Source organism: Paraburkholderia sp. AV2 (assembly GCF_054968425.1).
Genome location: NZ_JBANLK010000008.1, coordinates 88461 through 106235, shown reverse-complemented (window position 1 = coordinate 106235; position 17775 = coordinate 88461). Strand labels below are relative to the sequence as shown.

Sequence of the window (17775 nt, the reverse complement as noted above, 5' to 3'; positions counted from 1 at the left end):
TGACCGTCGACGTTCCCAGCAACGGCCATTTGACGAATTGGTTGAGCAGCTGCAGTAGATGTCGCCTCTGATCACGTACTGCCAGCGCTGGAGCCGTGCTCACAACGCGCCCCTTAGTAGATTTTTCATTCGTATGGTGCGCTATGATGCAGCTCTCGCTTCCCGAGTTTTCACTTGGCACAATGGAAAAACGATACCAAGTCTTTATTAGCTCGACCTTCTCGGACCTCGCGGCTGAACGCGACCATGTGTTCCGGACATTGATGGAGATGGACTGCATCCCAGCGGGTATGGAGCTTTTCCCCGCAGCCGACGAAGAGCAGTGGCAGTTTATCGAACGAATCATTGATGACTGCGATTACTACCTCTTGATTATCGGGGGGCGCTATGGGTCACTATCGAGCGAAGGAATCAGCTATACCGAAAAGGAATTCGATTACGCCGTCGCAAAGGGACTACGCGTCGTCGCGCTTATCCATGGAAAACCAGATGACATTCCTGCCGGAAAATCTGAAGCAGACCCCGTATTGCGCGCAAAGCTAGTAGCGTTTCGCGAAAAGGTCAAGACGGGTCGACTTGTCAAGTTTTGGGAAAAGGCGGATGAACTGCCCGGTCTTGTCTCGCTAAGCCTCACCAAGACAATAAAAACGTATCCGGCAATAGGTTGGGTTCGCGCGAATCAAATTTCCAGCCAAGACAGCTTGATTGAACTTAACAATCTACGCAAGGAAAAAGAACAACTTCTGAAGCTCGTTACAGAGCTACGATCAAAGGTCGTAACAAACCGAGAAATCGAGGACATCGCGGATATCGACACTGAGTTTTCTCTTCAGGTCAGATATTTCTATGACAGAGCGAAAAGAGGGTTTCAGGTTTCTCTAAGTTGGCGTGCGATCTTCGCGCTCATCGCGCCGTATCTTTTGGAAGATCCCAGCGAAAGCACCGTCGAAACGAAGTTGACGAAGACCTTGATGACGCAAAGGAACCTTTCCGGGACATCGGCTTCGCTTGACGAGCAGCAGTTCAAGACGATAGGGGTTCAGCTTACTGCCTACGGGCTTGTGAAGATCGAAAATTTGCAAACTACCGCCGGTGGTCGGGCGTTGTTCTGGCGAATAACTGAGAAAGGCGAGCAAATGCTGTTCGAAACTCGAGTCATACGTGCCGAACCAGCCAAGCCGGAAGGTGAGCAAACCGTCGGTAGCCAGCAATCGGCGACATGAACATCGCAATGGAGCAACCGGTTCAGTAGCTGCGTCGAATGCCTCAAATTGGCCGCACCCCGGCCGGCGATGCAGTATCGATGCCCTGCGCCGCGGGGGGCGCTGCCCGACCCACAAGGGACAGTCACTTTCCTACGAAACGGTCATCCGCGTGTCAACCCTGTCATCGATGTGGGTTACGTATTGATCGTTATATCTTTGCCAGCGTGGTCGCGGGTAACCCATATGCCGAATCGGGAGCAAGCCGCGCGAGCGCGGAAAAATTACGCGATATAGAAGCTACTGAGCCCCCAACGGCTCGGGAAATACGCGTACTCCGTCAGCCGAAATTTCGGAGCGAAACAGGCCAATGCTCATTTCTCGACCAAGTGATCTAAGTGCAAGCTTTTTCTCTCGAACTTGCTTGCGTGATTCGTCATTCTCGAACCAATTAAAAATCCACCGGCCTGTGTCGACAGCGCGCTGGGCCGTGCCTCGCTCACCAGGGTCCACACGATGGCCTCCATGGACAATTCGATGTCGGAGCTTTCGTGTCGCACGTAGTTCATTAGCGTGTCCGACCGGCAGCGTGCGCCTAGTGAGTTGCTCATATTTTTTCACACGTCGAGAAAAATCGGCTCTTGTACTTTTGATAAAAGTCTCCGCAGCCTTTTTGCTATTGGATTCCTTGATTAAACGGTACACCTCTGCCTCGACAATAACCTCAATCGCGGTCGTAATACGGCGGACTGCATCTGAATAGTTACCACGCTCCATAAAATTAATGGCATCGAGCAGTTCAAGCTCACCCTTACTTGGCAAATATCCAACAGCATGTTGTAGTTGCGGGGCATCGATAAATTGGATCTCGCCGGGAATCTCAGAAGGTCCCCCAAACATTATCCGATCGTCCCAACCTTTGTACGGGACCAGCAGACTGGAAGCCATCGTGCCCTCCCGTTGTATGTGCCATATTGGTACATCCCATGGCGCAACTTCGAATACGAAGTGATCGTATGTCGACAAGCGATATCCCCGGACAAGCTTGTTTACGATCGATATGTGGGCACGACAAAGTTCTTGCAAATAGAGGTGCACCGATGGGCCATGGGCAGCCACGTCTTGCTCCACCTTCCTCCAAACGTCTTCGTTGCATCTACTGGCAATTTTCACGACGGTTTTACATTTCCGCCAGAGGTACCCAAGTTCGGGTCTTTGTCGAAGGATATCTTGAATCGTATCAGGCAGCTGCTCTACTTGCCTAAGTGGACCTTGATAGGCCACGTATTTTTTCTCATCGCTAACACAACCCAGATGCAGTTCGAATGTCTCGTTTTCTATCCCTACGGCGAAACTGTGGCCGTCAACGACCACGGAAGTCTGTGCGGTGTTGACCATTAGCCAGTATGGAAGTTCGACACGCAAGGAGACGTCAACCCAAGGTGCCATCCAATCCAAGTCTTGACCTATAAAAAAGCTTTTCGGTACCTCGGGGGGAGATTTCTCGTTAGGTTCCATTTTTTCTATACGGGCAGTGAGACATCAGGGCTGCTGATGCTTGCTTGACGCCAAGAGGTCGAGACGTATTTGTCGGTTTTTAACCGCGTCACCATCCTAACATTGCGAGTGTCGGGAGCGAGGTGGGAAGTTGGTGCGCACGCACGTCTCCCAAAACGCTCAGATCAAGCGTAGGCACGTCCATCGGGAAGCTCTGGTGAAACTGGTAGTCCGACCAGATCTGGACCTTGCCATTCGTCGCTTCTTCCACTTCTTTGGCTAGCTGCTGCACACCGGCAATGTAGGGCTCCAACTGCTCGACCTCATCGGCATCGAGGCCGAATGCCTCCTGCAACTCTGCCACCGGGATCACTTTCGGGAAATCAGACATTGCTCTCACCTATTTTCCGCTTCTCTTGCCGAATGAATCCAATGATGTGATGCAGCCGAGTGGCAAAGCCGAAATATCGATTCTTTCGATTGTGCATCTCAATGAAAACCCCTTCCAAGACAACCTCACTGGAGTTCGGCTCCATTGAAATTCTCCACATTGGACTACCACTCATCCCTATTGGCTTAACAGGAACATTCTGAAATATGCCACGAACATCCACACCGTCATGAAGTTGGATGATTGCGTGATCGATCCTGTTCTTCTTGAATTCCACCTAGGGAACCGATTCATCATCATCAACAGCTTCATCAGAGAAGCTCTGCACATGCAGATGCAATCTATTTCTACGACTCAGAATGCTCTTGTTTCGGCTCTCCGGATAACCGAAAATTGCTCTTCCCCAAGATTGCATGTTCAGCCTTAGATCTAAAAACATCGAGGCGTCGATAACATTTATTGCATACTTTCGGAAAAATCCGTCTTCAAGCTTAATGACGACCATGTCCAGATGATCTTTCCCGTTAGCATCTAATGCCGCATTAAAAACCAAGACAGGAATTTCGATCATCAAAGCCGAATTCCGAGTCAGCAATAAATTTTTCTTGTGATCGAATTTCCGTAATGCATGCGCAGCAGACACCAAATATTCACTTCCATCGAGATTGATAAAAAAACAACTTGCAAATAGCTTGAGCCTTCCTTTACCAATCTCCTCGCACATCAATGGATAAGTGAACGATTCCTCCCTCCGCAAAGCAGGTCCAATCTGAGCGAATACATTTTGCGTCTCTTCAATCGTAGGCAGATTTGCCACGACACCCTCGCTTTCCCATCAGTTGGATGAGCCAGTGCTCTTGGCCAGGACCTCGATGCACCGCCCCATATTGCCTCAGTCTAGCGTCTTTCCCCACTTAAGGCGCGCTTAACGAAGATGTTCCAGGTATAAATGGCAATGCCTTTCAAGACCAGCCTTTGCAGGCCATAGGCCAGCACCAGCGCGCCCACAAACAAAACCTGGTGGCTCATGGGTGGGTCCATCAGCACCAGCGCCTTGCCTCCGTATTCGGCCAGGGTAAGTGAGCCAAAGCCTGACACGGCGGATATGCCAATGCATTACCCTATGTCCACGAGCCTGACAGAGACGATTCTGAGAGGTCGCTTTCTATCGTGGTCAATCAAATCTGTTCCGCCACTCCCTTTCCTGTTGCTCTTCTCGGCGCTTTTTCTCTTCTGCTTCCAGTTTACGATGCAGAGGTGGGCAATAAACCCTCCTTCCGGATTCATACTGAGGCACAAGAAAAAGAACGAGCCAAGCAAGTCCCAAAAGAGCGATCCAGATGAGTTGACTGGTACCCGAGTAGTCCTCGATCCAATGAGTGATCGTATGATTAGAGTTGTTCCCCGGCAGCCAGAAATTGAAAATCAAGTAAAACAATACATAAAAAGCATAAGTCTGAATTTCTGCCCTGTGAGCGCTCCCTCGATCCTCCTCTTTTTGATACTCCTTATATCGATCCATGAGGAACTCACTTTCTTCCTCATGAGCGGCATCTAGCAGTTCACTTGGCCGCACATACTTGTCTTCCCTGCCTTTTGGATAGAATGGCCGATCCTCGATTTCCAACCACTTTCTTTTGATTTGGTAAAAAGCCAACCACGCCCAATACTTCAATTGGAGATAAAATTATATAAATACTGCCATAGCAGTTGGGATGACAAGATTTGCCACTCCTGAAAATGCAATGAATATCAGCAAAATTTTCAATGCTAGAGCAGCGCCAAAGACATCCGATCCACCAATGGCATCTCTTACACCAAATCCGGAAAAATAAGATAAGGCAGCATCAGCAAAAAGTAAAAAACTTGCGGACAACAAGAAAAACTGCGGCTTCGTCGCTTTTTCAAGTAATGAAAGAAATTGTTCTCTGGAAAACCCTTCAAGAGCCATATCACCCCCGATATACGTCTGGCTTCAATTAATTACACCCCGCCATACTTGACCATCATCCATTCGGTGGCGCCATAGGGTTCAAGATCCTTGATTCGTTCCCGATATGTCTGTGCAATTGCGTCATCGTGCTTCACAAACCGTTCGTAGGCGGCGGCGATCATCCATGTTTCGGACAGTGCATTCTGAAGCGCGGCAGGGTCGGAAATCATCGCGACCATCTCATAGACGGAAGCCAATGGGACACGACCACGCACATACTGCAACAGCATCTGATGATACTGTGTTGTCGGCACGGAGCTGCGGTGAAGTATGTACTCTTCGAAGTACGGGTCGGCAGGAACCTCGCCGTTACTGCGCGCCCGAACAATGACGTAGAGTGCGGCCAGATAATCCTGGCTGATGGCGTCGGAGCCCCGCGCACAACGGTCAAGCATGTCGACCGTACCACTCCAGTCTCCTTTGAGCATTCGCGTCCAAGCCGATGAGCTGGTTACTTCGATATACCGCTGGTAGACAGCAGCAGGTTCAGCGGCGCTCGCCAGTTCGTGATGCATCTGGTCAAGGAGCGGCGCGGCCGCCGCGAGTGCGTCATCCTCCCGGTCCAGCGAAACGAGTGTCGTGACCCTCGACTGTTTCAATGAAATGTCGTCCGGGGCAAGCGCAATGGCCTTGTCGATGGCCAACAACGCCGGTGCATGCTGCGCCGTACCGTCCAAATAAGCCGATATTTCACCGTGTGCGTGAGCTTGTTCAGACGGCGTCGCTGCTGCCTGGAGCGACGCCTGTGCTGTGGCTAACTCCCGCTCTGCGGCATCGCGCATTGGGTTTGCATTGCCAAACGGGTGCTGGCGTTTGGCTGCCGCGTCGATTCCGAGGATGGACAACTTAATCTGGTACGCCGCGTTGATACTGTTTTCCGGCATCCATCGTGCAAATCGAATGTAATCCGCGCGAGCTCCGATTAAATCGCCCGACATCTCACGCACTCCACACCGCGGCCCCAATAGGCGGCCGCGAGTGCAGGCGCTATCCGGAGAGCATGGGAAAATGCTTCGATCGCATCCTGATGGCGGCCGGTACCCGCGAGAATCTTGCCGAACTCAAGATAGTAGATCGGCCCAAGCTTTGCATCCTGGTCATGTGCTGCGTCGTGCCTGGCGCGTATCCGCTTTTGAATCGCACGCGCGTATCCGAGATAGCTGTCTGAGAAGGACGCGAAGCACCCTGCTGTGGTAACGCCGTAGCAGGCTCAACTGCCCGGCAAGGGCCGCTCAGAAGCATAGCAATTATTGCGAGGAGGAATGGCTCTTTTATCACGACTATCTAGATCCTTCCTGGTCAATATTTGATAATGGCATCTTGCCAGATGCGATGTTGCATTGGCTACGCGTTGCAGCTTTTAGGCAGCGATCTTACTCGACTATGGTTGCTCTCGTTGCGGCGACAGCGCAATCGTCTATGCCGATAGTCGACGATCTGCCCGTGCGCGTCGAACGGTTGAATGCGCAACCGACTGCGCTCATGCCCCGTCCGGGTTCTATGCGTCATACATCGGCATGTTCGACTATTAGCTCACGAACTGGACGCGCTCCGCGTTGTCGATGCATTCCATGCATTGCGGGCCGAACGGTTGGGCGAGAATTCCACGCTTGAATTTCACCATGAAGGATGGGCCATCTTTGCGCGCCTGCGCATGGGCTTTCCACAAGAATCCTTGAATCAGCTTAAACGGCTCTGTTCTGTAGTACACGATCACTTCGAGCGGTACGTCAAGTCCTGGCACCCATCTCTCGATCACGAGAACATCCGCCTTTGCGCCATCACTCTGAGTGATGACTCCCTCCCGTCCAGAGGACCATCCCGAGCCAGCGGTCGCCCGTTCTCGGGCTGATTGCGCGGTTGCGACTGCTTCGTGTTGCGTTACTGCGGGATACGGAACCGGTGTGGGGGTTTCGTTATCCCAGTAGACGACGTACGGGACAGTCAATTCGCCGGGCGCTAGAAGATGCTGAACATGAATCGCGTGGCTGAACGCATACCCCATGTAGAAGGCCAAGCGCTTTTCGTCGATCGCCGCTTTCCGCCGTTTGCTGCCGAAAATATCCCCGAATCCGATCATCATATATCCCCCGCCTTATTGGCCATTGCCGGATTGTCGATGATTTCGACCCTGGAGTCGAACGACCGCTAATGGCTGCGCGCGAACTGTAGCCGGTGGGAACGACTTCAGCGCGCGCGCCGCAAGCGTTCGCTCGGCGAAATCGAAGGGGCAGATTGCAAACGCTCGCCGAAACTCTTCCTCTGCAACACTACGCTGATTGTGGGTGAGATATTTCTCCGCGATATAGGCCGCGGTTTCACACCGCCTCTGCTGCATTTCCTCCGGGTCGCCATGCGCGCTTGCGGCCCTCAGTTCACGTTCATCGAGCTTGCCCGCTGCATATTCAATCAGGGGATACGGCCACGCAGAATGATCGTTAAGGTGAGTCATGGCGTTGGCCATATAGGGTCGGTCGTCGGCACCCATATGCTGCGTGGAAATATGACGCCACATGAGCGCGTATTCCGCGTCATGTTCGTCAGCTTTCTCATGGACCGACAGCCACGTGTCGGCATCGCGAGCCGCACCGGCGTAGTCGCCCTGATAAAACCGGAGCTGCATTCGCTGGCTCACCACCCAGTAGGATGTGGGATCGAGCTTTGCAGCACGCTCGTTGTCGAGGAGCGCATCTTCATCGCGATCCATGTCCATCAGCGTGTTTCCCCGGCCGACGTAAAAATACGGATCACTCTGCGGGGTCCGGAGGAGTTCGTTGAATTCGTTCAGGGACGCCTGAGTTTGACCCATCTCGTGCAGCAGTACCGCCAGGGAGTATCGCGCATCGACGTCGCCGGGGTCCAGCCGTATGGCCGTTTCGTAATCCATGAGTGACTTGCCATACTCATCCTCCTCGAGATCCCCGCGACTTGCATACAGGCTGGCGATTTCGGGTGCGAGGGTGATCGCAGCGTCAATGCAGGCAATAGCGTCCTCTTCACGGTGCCCCAGATCGTACAGTTGCGACGCGATCTTGTACCGGTTCACGGCATTGACCTTGTCGGTGGTAGCGTCTCGTCTTGCGACCCACGCAAAATCATCCGCAGCTTTTCCATATTCTTTCATCTGCCAGAAGAGTACGCCGCGGCCCAGGTGTGCAACGCTCATATCCGGGTTGAGCGCAAGCGCTGCATTGAAGTCGGTCAAGGCAGCCGGAAAATCGTTCAGTTTGTAATATGCCTCTGCGCGCCCAAAGGCCGCCTCGGCGAGACGGGGACTTTTCGCGAGTGCCAGTGTGAAATCGCCGACGGCATTCCGGTACTGACCGAGCAATATGTACACCCCTCCTCTCTGCAGAAGGGCGCGAGGCGTCGGATCCGCTTTTATTGCACGGTCGAGATAGCCAAGCGCCTCGGTGTATCGCTTTGCCAATACCGCCTGGTAACCGGGCTGAAGACGGGTGATGGCGTTCCCCGGTAGCGTCGATGCCGTTGCCCACGGAAAGTGGATTGTCGGTTCCGCAGCGTCGATTGCGCCGACATCGGGAACAAGCGCCGCGTCGGCAACGCCAGTACATCCGGCGGCGACCAGCAAACACAGAAAGGATTCCTTGATACGCATATTCACAGGCATGTCAGGGGTTGATGGTAGGAGAAATCGACGGCTTCTCCGATCAAATGAAGTCTTGCGCCGGCCCCCTTCTTTGCTGCCGCAGGGCAGCTCCAGCACGGGCCAGCATCGCCTGCGCCGAGGTGCGGCACAATAATGACGTGCCGCACCTCGGCGGCACGCTCCTGGCCACTCTCGAGATCGATGCGGGCGTCCCCTGATGCTCAAACGCCTCGAAGCCTTCGTGCACGGGCAGTGCTCGTCGTACGTGGAGTGGCACTGCCTCTAGCTCTTCTGGCGACCGCAGCGGTCATAAGGATGATTGGCCACAACGGGTTCTTCAGAATTGCGCCATCACCTGGAAGCCAAGCGTGACGCGTGCCGTATCGAATCCGGCGGGCTTGTAAATCGGCGTACCCGCAAACAGGTCATACGACAGCCCGGCAATGTGCACCGGGATACCACCACGGATACCGACCACCGTCCCGGCGAGCTGCGTACCTGCCAGGGCCGCTGTGTTCGGACCAAACACGTGGCCGTAGTCGAGTCCCGCGTAGAGCGTCTGCCCCGTGTGCCCAAGTGGCACCTGCAGTTCGTTGCGCCAGTAGAAGCCACGTTCGGCGGCAAGCATCTTTTCGCCGTCGAACCCGCGCACCGTATAACGGCCGCCAATGGCGAGATCGTCGACATAGAACAGCGTGTCGCCCGTGACCTGTCCGTGCAGCGTCGTCACATACTGCAGCGGCTGCGTGCCGATTGTGAAGGGAACGGACAGGTTGGCGTCGAGCACGCCCATATGGAATCGGTAGGTCGGGCCGGTGGGATACGGGTCGGGCGTTGCCCCGAGGCCACCGATGCCCTGACGGTAGGCCAGCGTACCGTCGAACTGTGCGGCGCCGAAATAATGGCGATCCGTGATACCGCCCTCGACGAAAGTGTTGTTATAGCCCTGCGTGGGAATGGTCGTGTCGTCAATGAAGCTCGCGCCCCAACGCTTGGACAGCTGGAATTCCATCCCGAAAATATCGTCCTGGCTGCGGCGCAACACGCGCTGCAGCTTCAGGCCGACTATTTGCTGGTTACCACTCGACACGAACGTCTGGTTCACACCGGCAATCTGCTGGTAATACGTGTTCGTATTGCCGAACAGCGTGGCCGTCCAGTAACCCCACGGCACCGAGTACGAACCATTGAAACCGTGCGAGCCGAGGTCCTTGTCGCCCAGCTCCAGGTCCTGGTTCGCGCCGAGCGTGAGAATGTCATTGAGACCGAGCGGATTGTTGAGACCAAAGCTCAGGTTGCCCTGCAGTTTGCCCGTGGCGCGCGTGCCCGAGTTCCTCCCGCCGCGCCCCCGTCAGAAGCAACGCCTGCAGATACGCGGCGATGACGGGGTTATCAAGCTTGCATGCCGCCCCGAACCAGGGTTTGAGCTGTTCCCGCTGCAGACAGTCGGTCCTCGCCCGCTTCTTCGGAACACTGCGGCGCACCGCGCGCGCACCACACGCCTGTTCAGGGGCCAGTCCTGTGAAATCCGGCTGTTCCGCACACCAGTTAAGGCATGCCCGTAGCAGCCGGAAAGCAAGGGCCGCCTGCGTCGCGCGCACCGGGCTTTCGCGCGCAAGCCAGCCGGCGATCACATTGGAGTCCAGCTCCGCCAGAGGTGTGTCGAGCAGCGATGCGAGTACGCCAGGCACCGTCTTCCTGTCACTGCGCTTGCGCTCCTCGCCACCGCGATGCACGACCTTCTCGTGATCCCTGGTGTGACGCTCGCTCCAACGCGTCCGGTGTGCCTCGACGTAAACGCTCCACGCTTCGTCAAGCGTTCTCTCACGGCGCGCCAGCTCGACGCGTTGCGATTCGACGCGCACCACGGCCGCGGCCTTCTCCACCCGGGGGTCCCGCCCATCGTCGATGAGCTGTTGCAATTCACGCGCCTTGTGCCGGGCGCGGTCGATATCCCATACGCGCGTATCGCCGATCGTCGTGCGGATCGTGCGGCCCGCAATGCGCCCCTGGAAGATGTAGGAAACGCTGCCGGGCGTCGCCCGCAACGCAAGACCGGGTGCACCGGAGTCCCAGAGGAATACCTGTCTGGCACCAGGTGGGCAGCAAAAGTCGCGCACTCGCGCGGCAGTAAAGTTGACTCGGGCCATGGGTGTGTAACACCTGCGTAAGCAGATCGAGTTAATGTCTTACGATTATACAACATTAACTTTCAATTCTTTCTTGTACGCAACCCGTTGAATTCTCGGACTTTTCCCTCCTTGATCTACGCCTGATAACGTCGACAAATGCCCCTTAAGTACGGACTTTTAATCCGTTGGTCACAGGTTCGAATCCCGTACGGCCTACCACTTACCCTTGGGTAAGGAAAATCAAGCACTTGCGAGTTCGCGGTGCTTTTTTTTCGTCTATGGCGTCTGTCCATCAGACGCCAGGCACCGACCTCTTGCCGGAAGCCCACCGCAACGCTTGTGGTTCTCCCACTACGCGGCATAGTCCCCTCTCCAAAAATCCTCCTCGCACGCCCCGTACACGGCATTACGGGTTCGCTTTCGCGAGAAGAGAAGTCCGGTCGTCCAAAGACAGCCTCTCCTTCGCATAACCAGGCAAGCAAAGCGGGAAATCCGGCTCTCTCTTCGGTATCTTCAAAGACGGAACCGCGCCACTGATTCCACGAGTTGCGCTGCCTGCTGCTTCAAACTCTCGGCCGCTGCCGCGCTTTCCTCCACGAGCGTCGCATTCTGCTGGGTCAACCGATCCATCTGCCCCACAGCCTCCCCCATCTGTTCGACTCCGGCACTCTGCTCCACGCTCGCGCTACTGATCTCGCCGACGATGACCGCCACGCGTCCGGTGGCGCCGACGATCTGCGTCATCGTCGCGCCCGCCTCGTCCACGAGCGCGGTACCTCGCTCGATCCGCTCGACGCTGTCCGCAATCAACGTCTGAATCTCCCTCGCAGCCTTGGCACTGCGCTGTGCGAGGCTGCGGACTTCGGCGGCGACCACCGCGAAACCCCGCCCCTGTCCTCCGGCCCGCGCCGCCTCGACCGCCGCGTTAAGAGCGAGGATGTTGGTCTGCGCGGCGATCTCGTCGATCATGCCGGTGATGTCGGCGATCTTGCAGGAGCTCTCGTGGATACCCTTCATGGTCTCGACCACCTGGCCCACCACCTGCCCGCCTTGCAAGGCGATCGACGAGGCACCGGTGGCCAGGTCACTGGCTTGCCGCGCATGCTCGGCGTTCTGCCGCACCGTCGCGCTTAGCTGTTCCATCGAAGCCGCCGTTTCCTGCAGCACACTGGCCTGTTCCTCGGTGCGCTGGCTCAGCCAGGCATTGCCGGTCGCGATCTGGGTCGAACCGATCGCAATCGAATCGCTGCTGTTGCGCACATGCAGGACGATGTGGGCCAGCGAGGCCGACATCGCTTTCATGGCTGCCATCAGGCTCTCCGTGTCACCCGCGCGAAGAGGCAGGTTCACGTCGAGATTGCCGGTGGCGATCCGGCGCGCGGCATCGCGCGCATCGTCGGGCTCGCCGCCGAGCTTGCGTGTGATCACACGAGAAAACAGGACAGCACCGGCAACGCCTGCCCCGAGCGTAAGCGCCATCGCGCCGACGCTCACCAGCATCGCACTCCTCTGTTTCTGCTTTGCCTCGACGATAGCGGCGGCGGTCTGCTCGACGATCGCCGTACCCGATTCGCGCAGCAGGATCACGGGTTCACGGTCGATGCCGTCCACTGCGCGGTCGCCAACCTCGGCGTCGAATCCCGACGCCCTGAATGCTTCGAGCGCCCGGCGAAACGCCTCCCCCATCTCCCGGTGGAGCACGTTGAATCGTTCGATTTTCGAACGGGTCTCGCCGGGCGGCAGCTCTCGGGCAAGCTTTTCCGTGACAGCCTGGCAAGCAGCCTCGTATTTCTGGAAGGCACCCCAGTACCGGTCGAACAGTTTGGTATCCTTACCACGCAACAGGATATCCTTGCCGTTCTGCACCTGGTTTTTGAAAGCCACCAGGGCTTCGGCAACCTGGCGCTCCTCGGCGCCGTCCACTTCGATGAGCCGCTCATACGTGCTCGCGGCATGGTCCATGCGTGACACGCCGAACCAACCCGCGGCCGAGGCAGCCAGCAGCGCGGTGCTCAATGCGAGAGGGAGTTGATGAACCAGTTTCATACGTCCCCTCTGCGAGTGCGACGCACGAGCGTCACTTCACAAAGGCAACGCTGACCGGGGTCGGCAGTGCAACGGACTCCCCTGTACCGGTGACCTTCCCGGAAACGGAATCGACACTGAACACGCTCACGTTTCCGCTACGCTGGTTGGCGACCAGCAGCCACTTCCCGGACGAATCGATCGCAAATCCCCACGGCCGGTCGCCGCCGGCGGACGTGCGTTGGATCTCCGCGAGTTCCCCCGTCTGCGGGTTCACGCGATAGACAACGAGTGCATTTTCGCCGCGGTCTTCGACATAGACAAAACGGCCGTCCTGGCTGAGCGCGATTTCGGCACCGCTCTTCACGCCGTCGAATCCGGGACTGGTGACCGGCAAGGACTGCACGAGCGTCAGCGTCCCTTGCCCGGCATCCCAACGCAGGACCATGACCTCGGCACTTAGTTCGGTAAGCAGATAAACGAACTCGCCGCTCGAACCGAAGAGGAGATGACGGGGACCGCTACCCGGCGGCGCCACAAAGGTGCCCGGATCGTTCCCGTCGCCCGCCGACAATGCGTGGGTCGCCCGATCGAAGCGGTAAACAAACACGCGATCCGCGCCCAGGTCGGGGACCAGTGCGTATCGGCCCGACGGATCGACGACGGCGCTATGCGCATGCGCGCTCGCCTGCCGCCGGTTCGGTCCGGAGCCGGTTTCGGTGACGGTGGACACGCGTGCGCCAAGGCTTCCATCCGGATTGATCGAGACGCTCGACACGGACCCGCTGGCGTAATTGGCCGCGAGCAAGGTCATCGAAGGCGGGTCCAGCACCAGATTCGTCGTTCCCTTGCCGCCGGAAGCGACCACGTTGATCTTGCTGAGCGAGCCGGTCCCGCGATTCACGGCATAAGCGGTGATGCTGCCTTCTCTTGCGTTATCGTCGTCGACACCGTACAGCACCGGCAATTGCGGATGCGCGGCAACCCACGTGGTCTTCGGCCCTTCTGCGACCGTGCCGATCTCCGTCAGTTTCCCGGTAGCGGTATCGAGGCGCAGCGCGCGAATCTGGGCCTGCTGCGTGCCGACGTAGACGAACTCCGTTTGCGTGTCCCCACTCGACCTCGCAGCACGGCTGCCCGTTCCCGCCATGCCCGCCGACACGGCCAGCCCGATCACTGCCACAACGAATCCGTACCGCATCAGCATTCTTCCAGGAAAGGATTGCACCATCACCCCATGTTCCGATCCCCGGCTTGCCAATGCGCCGCTATCGCGAACAGCCGGATCAAGCGTATTCGCTTCACATCCGGGCGTCCCTGTACAAAAGTCCGATTCGCCGGGACTTTTCTACTCCGAGGGCCCGCCGCGATGAGGCTGCTGCCGCGCTGCCGCGCGGAACTGGCTCGGTGTTTGCCCGACTTCCCGGCGAAAGAAGCGCGTGAAATACGCCGCGTCGGCAAAGCCGAGCCCGAAGGCGATCTGCTCCACCGACATATTGCCGAAGATGAGATTGCGCTTTGCCTCGGTAATGATGCGCGCGTGGATCATTTTGGTCGGGTTCTGTTCCGCGGCGGAAGCGCAGGCCGCGCGCAACTGCACCGGAGAAACCGCCATCATCGCGGCGTAGTCCTGCAGCGAGAGATTGTCGCGATAATGCTGATCGATCAGCTTGCGGAAGCGGTCCACGAGCCGGATATCGTTGCGTGTCTCGCCTTCGCTGCTGCCCGGGTCCAGACTCGCTTCGCGAAGCAGCATCAACAGCAGCATCGTGAGCAGCGCCTCCGTTCCCACTACCCGGCCGACGGCTTCGGACTCGACCTCCTGCTTGAGCTTCCCAACGAGGCTGTAGAAGTCGAGGCCTGTCTCGGCCGAACCGGAAAGCGGAATCACGCGAGGCCATTCCCAAAGCCCGATGAACTCGTGGAGCTTGGCATTCACCTGAGTCAGATAGGACTCCTCGATCGTCACGACCCATCGGTCCACATCGACTTCGTAGTCGAGGCCGTGAACGCATTCGGTGGGCAGCAGCAACGCGCAGGGTCCCTCGAACGGCACGCTGCTCCCGTCGAGATTCATGACGCCGCGTCCGCTGCGCACGAAAATCACCTGCCCGTAGGCAGGATGCGCATGCGGCTCGGTGCGCCAGCGGCCCCGGTCGGTGACGTGCCCGACGTGCACGAACCAGTTTTGCTGCTCGGGCCGCTCGACATACAAACGAACCTTGGGCACGGTAGTGCGTTTCGCTTTGCCGTCTCGTGTGCGCGGCCCTTTCGCAATGGCGCGGTGTGTCATGCCGTCTCCTCATCGAATCGCATCATAACCCTCTCGCGGGGCCAGCGAAAAGAGACCACATCGTTTCATGGCTTTTCGCGAGCCATCCTGGTCATGCGATGAAAAGTGCCAGCGAATCTGATTTTTGTGTAAAGGCAGGCGTCCTGCCTTCCCCTACCATTCCTCACCACCAAGACAGGATGCCCTGCGCTGATGGGTTCAACGAGTTGTTCAGCGCGTTGTTAACGGGACAAACCCGGGACAGACCCGGGGTGAATCGAGAGTCGGGAAACGACCGCGTCTTATCTATCAGCATAAAACCAGACTGGACGGAGACATGAAAAGTATACCGGTAGCGTTGCGCGCGCCGCTTCTTGGCGCGACCCTGTTTTGCTGTTTGAACCCGTTCGGCCGCGCGGAAGAAGTGCTTACCGCGCCGAACGCCTCCGCACCGCCGCAGACCCAGCAAGCGGTTCCCAATGGGGCTGCGCCGCCGCAGACCGTAGGCGAACCCGATGAACCGCCGGCCGTGTGGAACGACACCTTCATCGGCTATCGCTGGGGTACGAACTTCCACTATCCGGGCGTGCCCTCTTCGGTCATGCAGAACGTCGGCTACCTCTCGACCATTGGCGGTTTCAAGTACGGCAGCTACGCATTCAACGTCGACTACCTCGTTTCGAACGCGGCCAATCCGGAAGTCGGCGGCCCGCAGAACGGCGGCGCCCAGGAGGTGTACAGCGTCGGCCGCGTCGAACTCAGCGCCGGCAAGATCCTCGGCCGCTACCTCGGCTATGGCTTCATTCGCGATTACGGCCTCACGCTCGGTTACGAATTCGGCACGAAGAACGATGCCTACGGCGAGCGGGCGCGCATGCTCGTGGCAGGGCCGACGGTAGAGTTCAGCATTCCGCATGGTTACTGGAACCTCACGGCCGGCGTGCGCACCGAGAGCAATCACAACGGCATTACTGGTGTCGACGTCCACTTCAACCCGGCGTGGCACATCGAAAGTTCGTGGCTCTATCCGTTCCGTGTGGGGCCCGTGCCGCTCGTCTTCCGCGGCTTCGCGAGCGTGACCGGCCCCAAGGGGCGCGATGGTTTCGGCGTGCAGACCACCACCGAGTTCCTGACGCGCCTCTCCCTGCTGGCCGATATCGGTTCGTTCGCGGGCCATCCGCGCACCGTTTATGCGGGCGTCGGCTACGAGTACTGGTACCACATGTACGGCTCACCCACTAACGAAACCACGGGTACTATCACGTCTGCGCCGATGCTGATGGCCGAAATCCACTTTTAGGCAGCGCTCGTTCCGAACATGATCAGTGGCGACCCGCCGTAGGGGTCGCCACTGGTCGTTTAAGACTTTCCAGAACGACTTCTGCCGTTTGCCATGTGTTGCCCCGATGACAGACCCCGTCCCTGAGAATCCGTCGTTCCGCTACTTCTTTCTGAGCCGTGTGGCGACGACGCTGTCCAACCAGATGCTCATGGTGATCGTCGGCTGGCAGATGTACGACATCACGCGCAGCGCCTTTTATCTCGGACTGGTTGGCCTCGTGCAATTCGTGCCAGCGCTCGCGCTAAGTCTCGTGGTGGGTCAGGTGGCCGACCGCTACGACCGCCGCCGCATTCTGATGGCGTGCCTCGCGGCACAGGCGGGTATCGCAGGACTGCTCCTCGCGAGCACGCTGGGCGGTTGGGCAGGACGGGACGTCATTCTGTTCGCCGCACTGTGCCTCGGCACGGCGAAGGCGTTCCAGATGCCCACCCAGCAGGCGCTTCTGCCCATGCTCGTTCCGCTGTCCGCGTTGCCGAAAGCGCTGGCCATCAATTCGACCGGAACGCAGTTCGCCACCATTGTGGGACCGGCAATCGGAGGCTTCCTGTACGTGGCCGGCGCCGCCGGCGTCTACGGGACCTGCGCGGCAATCAGCCTGTTCGCCGCGGCCATGATCTATCTGACCCGCCATGAACCGGTGCGCGTTCTGCGCGAGCCGGTGACGCTGGCAAGCGTGTTCGCGGGAATCGGCTTTATCTGGAGGCGCGAAGCGGTGCTGGGCGCCATCTCGCTGGATCTCTTCGCGGTTCTGTTCGGCGGCGCGACGGCCCTGCTGCCCGTCTTCGCCCGCGATGTCCTGCACACCGGTTCATGGGGCCTCGGCCTGCTGAGATCGGCGCCCGCGGTCGGTGCCCTGCTGGTTTCGCTGCGTCTTGCGCACCACCCCATCCAGCGCCGCGTCGGCAAGCTGATGTTCGGCGCGGTCGCGCTATACGGACTCGCCACTCTCGTTTTCGCGCTCTCCCGCTCTTTCCCGCTGTCGCTCGCCGCACTCGCACTGACCGGCGCCTTCGACATGGTCAGCGTCGTCGTGCGCCAATCGCTGGTTCAACTCGAAACGCCGAACGAAATGCGCGGGCGCGTGAGCGCAGTCAACTCGATCTTTATCGGCGCCTCGAATCAGCTCGGCGAATTCGAGTCCGGCGTCACGGCCGGCTGGTTCGGCGCGGTTCCCTCCGTCGTGCTCGGCGGGGTGACCACCATGCTGATCGTCGCGCTCTGGATGAGGCTGTTTCCCTCTCTCGCCAGCCGGGAAAGGCTAACCGCTTCGTGATCCGGCGCCCGCGTCTTGCAGGCTTTTTTCTCTTCCTT

The 17775-nt window shown here is 57.9% G+C and carries 16 protein-coding genes and 1 pseudogene; 3 read left to right on the top strand and 14 right to left on the bottom strand.

What is annotated here, in order from left to right; genetic code table 11:
• Window positions 1–143: 143 nt before the first annotated feature.
• On the top strand, window positions 144–1223 hold the full coding sequence (locus tag V8683_RS08665) for a DUF4062 domain-containing protein (protein ID WP_411188630.1): 1080 nt from the start codon (window positions 144–146) through the stop codon (window positions 1221–1223).
• A 279-nt stretch (window positions 1224–1502) separates the two neighbouring features.
• Here the strand turns inward: V8683_RS08665 and V8683_RS08660 are convergent, their stop codons facing one another.
• The 14 genes and pseudogenes from V8683_RS08660 to V8683_RS08595 form a co-directional block, all read right to left on the bottom strand.
• Window positions 1503–2600: a hypothetical protein gene (locus tag V8683_RS08660; RefSeq protein WP_462880620.1), complete on the bottom strand. Its 1098-nt coding sequence runs from the start codon at window positions 2598–2600 to the stop codon at window positions 1503–1505.
• Between the two features lie 208 nt (window positions 2601–2808).
• Window positions 2809–3090 carry a hypothetical protein gene (locus V8683_RS08655; protein ID WP_411188628.1) on the bottom strand — a complete coding sequence of 94 codons (282 nt, stop codon included), beginning with the start codon at window positions 3088–3090 and terminating at the stop codon, window positions 2809–2811.
• A gap of 277 nt (window positions 3091–3367) precedes the next feature.
• A complete protein-coding gene (locus tag V8683_RS08650) occupies window positions 3368–3907 on the bottom strand; it encodes a hypothetical protein (protein WP_411188627.1) in 540 nt (179 codons plus the stop codon).
• 80 nt (window positions 3908–3987) lie between these two features.
• A complete protein-coding gene (locus tag V8683_RS08645) occupies window positions 3988–4188 on the bottom strand; it encodes a hypothetical protein (protein ID WP_411188626.1) in 201 nt (66 codons plus the stop codon).
• A gap of 76 nt (window positions 4189–4264) precedes the next feature.
• Window positions 4265–4717, bottom strand: coding sequence for a hypothetical protein (locus V8683_RS08640; RefSeq protein WP_411188625.1), 453 nt, complete (start codon window positions 4715–4717; stop codon window positions 4265–4267).
• Between the two features lie 60 nt (window positions 4718–4777).
• Complete coding sequence (locus V8683_RS08635) at window positions 4778–5041, bottom strand: hypothetical protein (RefSeq protein ID WP_411188624.1); 264 nt, start codon at window positions 5039–5041, stop codon at window positions 4778–4780.
• A gap of 32 nt (window positions 5042–5073) precedes the next feature.
• Window positions 5074–6021 (bottom strand): hypothetical protein, encoded by a 948-nt coding sequence (locus tag V8683_RS08630; RefSeq protein WP_411188623.1) that lies wholly within the window; start codon window positions 6019–6021, stop codon window positions 5074–5076.
• 590 nt (window positions 6022–6611) lie between these two features.
• Window positions 6612–7166 carry a hypothetical protein gene (locus V8683_RS08625; RefSeq protein WP_411188622.1) on the bottom strand — a complete coding sequence of 185 codons (555 nt, stop codon included), beginning with the start codon at window positions 7164–7166 and terminating at the stop codon, window positions 6612–6614.
• Between the two features lie 12 nt (window positions 7167–7178).
• Window positions 7179–8810, bottom strand: coding sequence for a tetratricopeptide repeat protein (locus tag V8683_RS08620; RefSeq protein WP_411188621.1), 1632 nt, complete (start codon window positions 8808–8810; stop codon window positions 7179–7181).
• A gap of 220 nt (window positions 8811–9030) precedes the next feature.
• Window positions 9031–10026, bottom strand: a pseudogene (locus V8683_RS08615) (ShlB/FhaC/HecB family hemolysin secretion/activation protein); the annotation flags it as partial.
• Entirely contained in the window at window positions 9950–10843 is an 894-nt protein-coding gene (locus tag V8683_RS08610; protein ID WP_411188620.1) for an integrase arm-type DNA-binding domain-containing protein, read from the bottom strand. The gene V8683_RS08610 and the pseudogene V8683_RS08615, both read right to left, overlap by 77 nt.
• A gap of 495 nt (window positions 10844–11338) precedes the next feature.
• Window positions 11339–12871, bottom strand: coding sequence for a methyl-accepting chemotaxis protein (locus V8683_RS08605; RefSeq protein ID WP_411188619.1), 1533 nt, complete (start codon window positions 12869–12871; stop codon window positions 11339–11341).
• A 31-nt stretch (window positions 12872–12902) separates the two neighbouring features.
• Window positions 12903–14051 (bottom strand): lactonase family protein, encoded by a 1149-nt coding sequence (locus V8683_RS08600; RefSeq protein ID WP_462880619.1) that lies wholly within the window; start codon window positions 14049–14051, stop codon window positions 12903–12905.
• Window positions 14052–14198: 147 nt separating this feature from the next.
• Complete coding sequence (locus V8683_RS08595; RefSeq protein WP_411188617.1) at window positions 14199–15143, bottom strand: helix-turn-helix domain-containing protein; 945 nt, start codon at window positions 15141–15143, stop codon at window positions 14199–14201.
• A gap of 316 nt (window positions 15144–15459) precedes the next feature.
• Between V8683_RS08595 and V8683_RS08590 the strand changes: the two genes are divergently transcribed.
• Window positions 15460–16422: a hypothetical protein gene (locus V8683_RS08590; RefSeq protein WP_411188616.1), complete on the top strand. Its 963-nt coding sequence runs from the start codon at window positions 15460–15462 to the stop codon at window positions 16420–16422.
• A gap of 106 nt (window positions 16423–16528) precedes the next feature.
• Window positions 16529–17737: an MFS transporter gene (locus V8683_RS08585; RefSeq protein ID WP_411188615.1), complete on the top strand. Its 1209-nt coding sequence runs from the start codon at window positions 16529–16531 to the stop codon at window positions 17735–17737.
• Window positions 17738–17775 lie beyond the last annotated feature (38 nt).

Excerpts from the sequence above, each read along its gene's own strand:
- V8683_RS08635 (WP_411188624.1), bottom strand. The coding sequence starts at position 5,041 with ATGGCTCTTGAAGGGTTTTCCAGAGAACAATTTCTTTCATTACTTGAA.
- V8683_RS08625 (WP_411188622.1), bottom strand. The coding sequence starts at position 7,166 with ATGATGATCGGATTCGGGGATATTTTCGGCAGCAAACGGCGGAAAGCG.
- V8683_RS08605 (WP_411188619.1), bottom strand. The coding sequence starts at position 12,871 with ATGAAACTGGTTCATCAACTCCCTCTCGCATTGAGCACCGCGCTGCTG.
- V8683_RS08660 (WP_462880620.1), bottom strand. The coding sequence starts at position 2,600 with ATGGTCAACACCGCACAGACTTCCGTGGTCGTTGACGGCCACAGTTTC.
- V8683_RS08630 (WP_411188623.1), bottom strand. The coding sequence starts at position 6,021 with ATGTCGGGCGATTTAATCGGAGCTCGCGCGGATTACATTCGATTTGCA.
- V8683_RS08665 (WP_411188630.1), top strand. The coding sequence starts at position 144 with ATGATGCAGCTCTCGCTTCCCGAGTTTTCACTTGGCACAATGGAAAAA.
- V8683_RS08655 (WP_411188628.1), bottom strand. The coding sequence starts at position 3,090 with ATGTCTGATTTCCCGAAAGTGATCCCGGTGGCAGAGTTGCAGGAGGCA.
- V8683_RS08590 (WP_411188616.1), top strand. The coding sequence starts at position 15,460 with ATGAAAAGTATACCGGTAGCGTTGCGCGCGCCGCTTCTTGGCGCGACC.
- V8683_RS08585 (WP_411188615.1), top strand. The coding sequence starts at position 16,529 with ATGACAGACCCCGTCCCTGAGAATCCGTCGTTCCGCTACTTCTTTCTG.
- V8683_RS08595 (WP_411188617.1), bottom strand. The coding sequence starts at position 15,143 with ATGACACACCGCGCCATTGCGAAAGGGCCGCGCACACGAGACGGCAAA.
- V8683_RS08610 (WP_411188620.1), bottom strand. The coding sequence starts at position 10,843 with ATGGCCCGAGTCAACTTTACTGCCGCGCGAGTGCGCGACTTTTGCTGC.
- V8683_RS08600 (WP_462880619.1), bottom strand. The coding sequence starts at position 14,051 with ATGCGGTACGGATTCGTTGTGGCAGTGATCGGGCTGGCCGTGTCGGCG.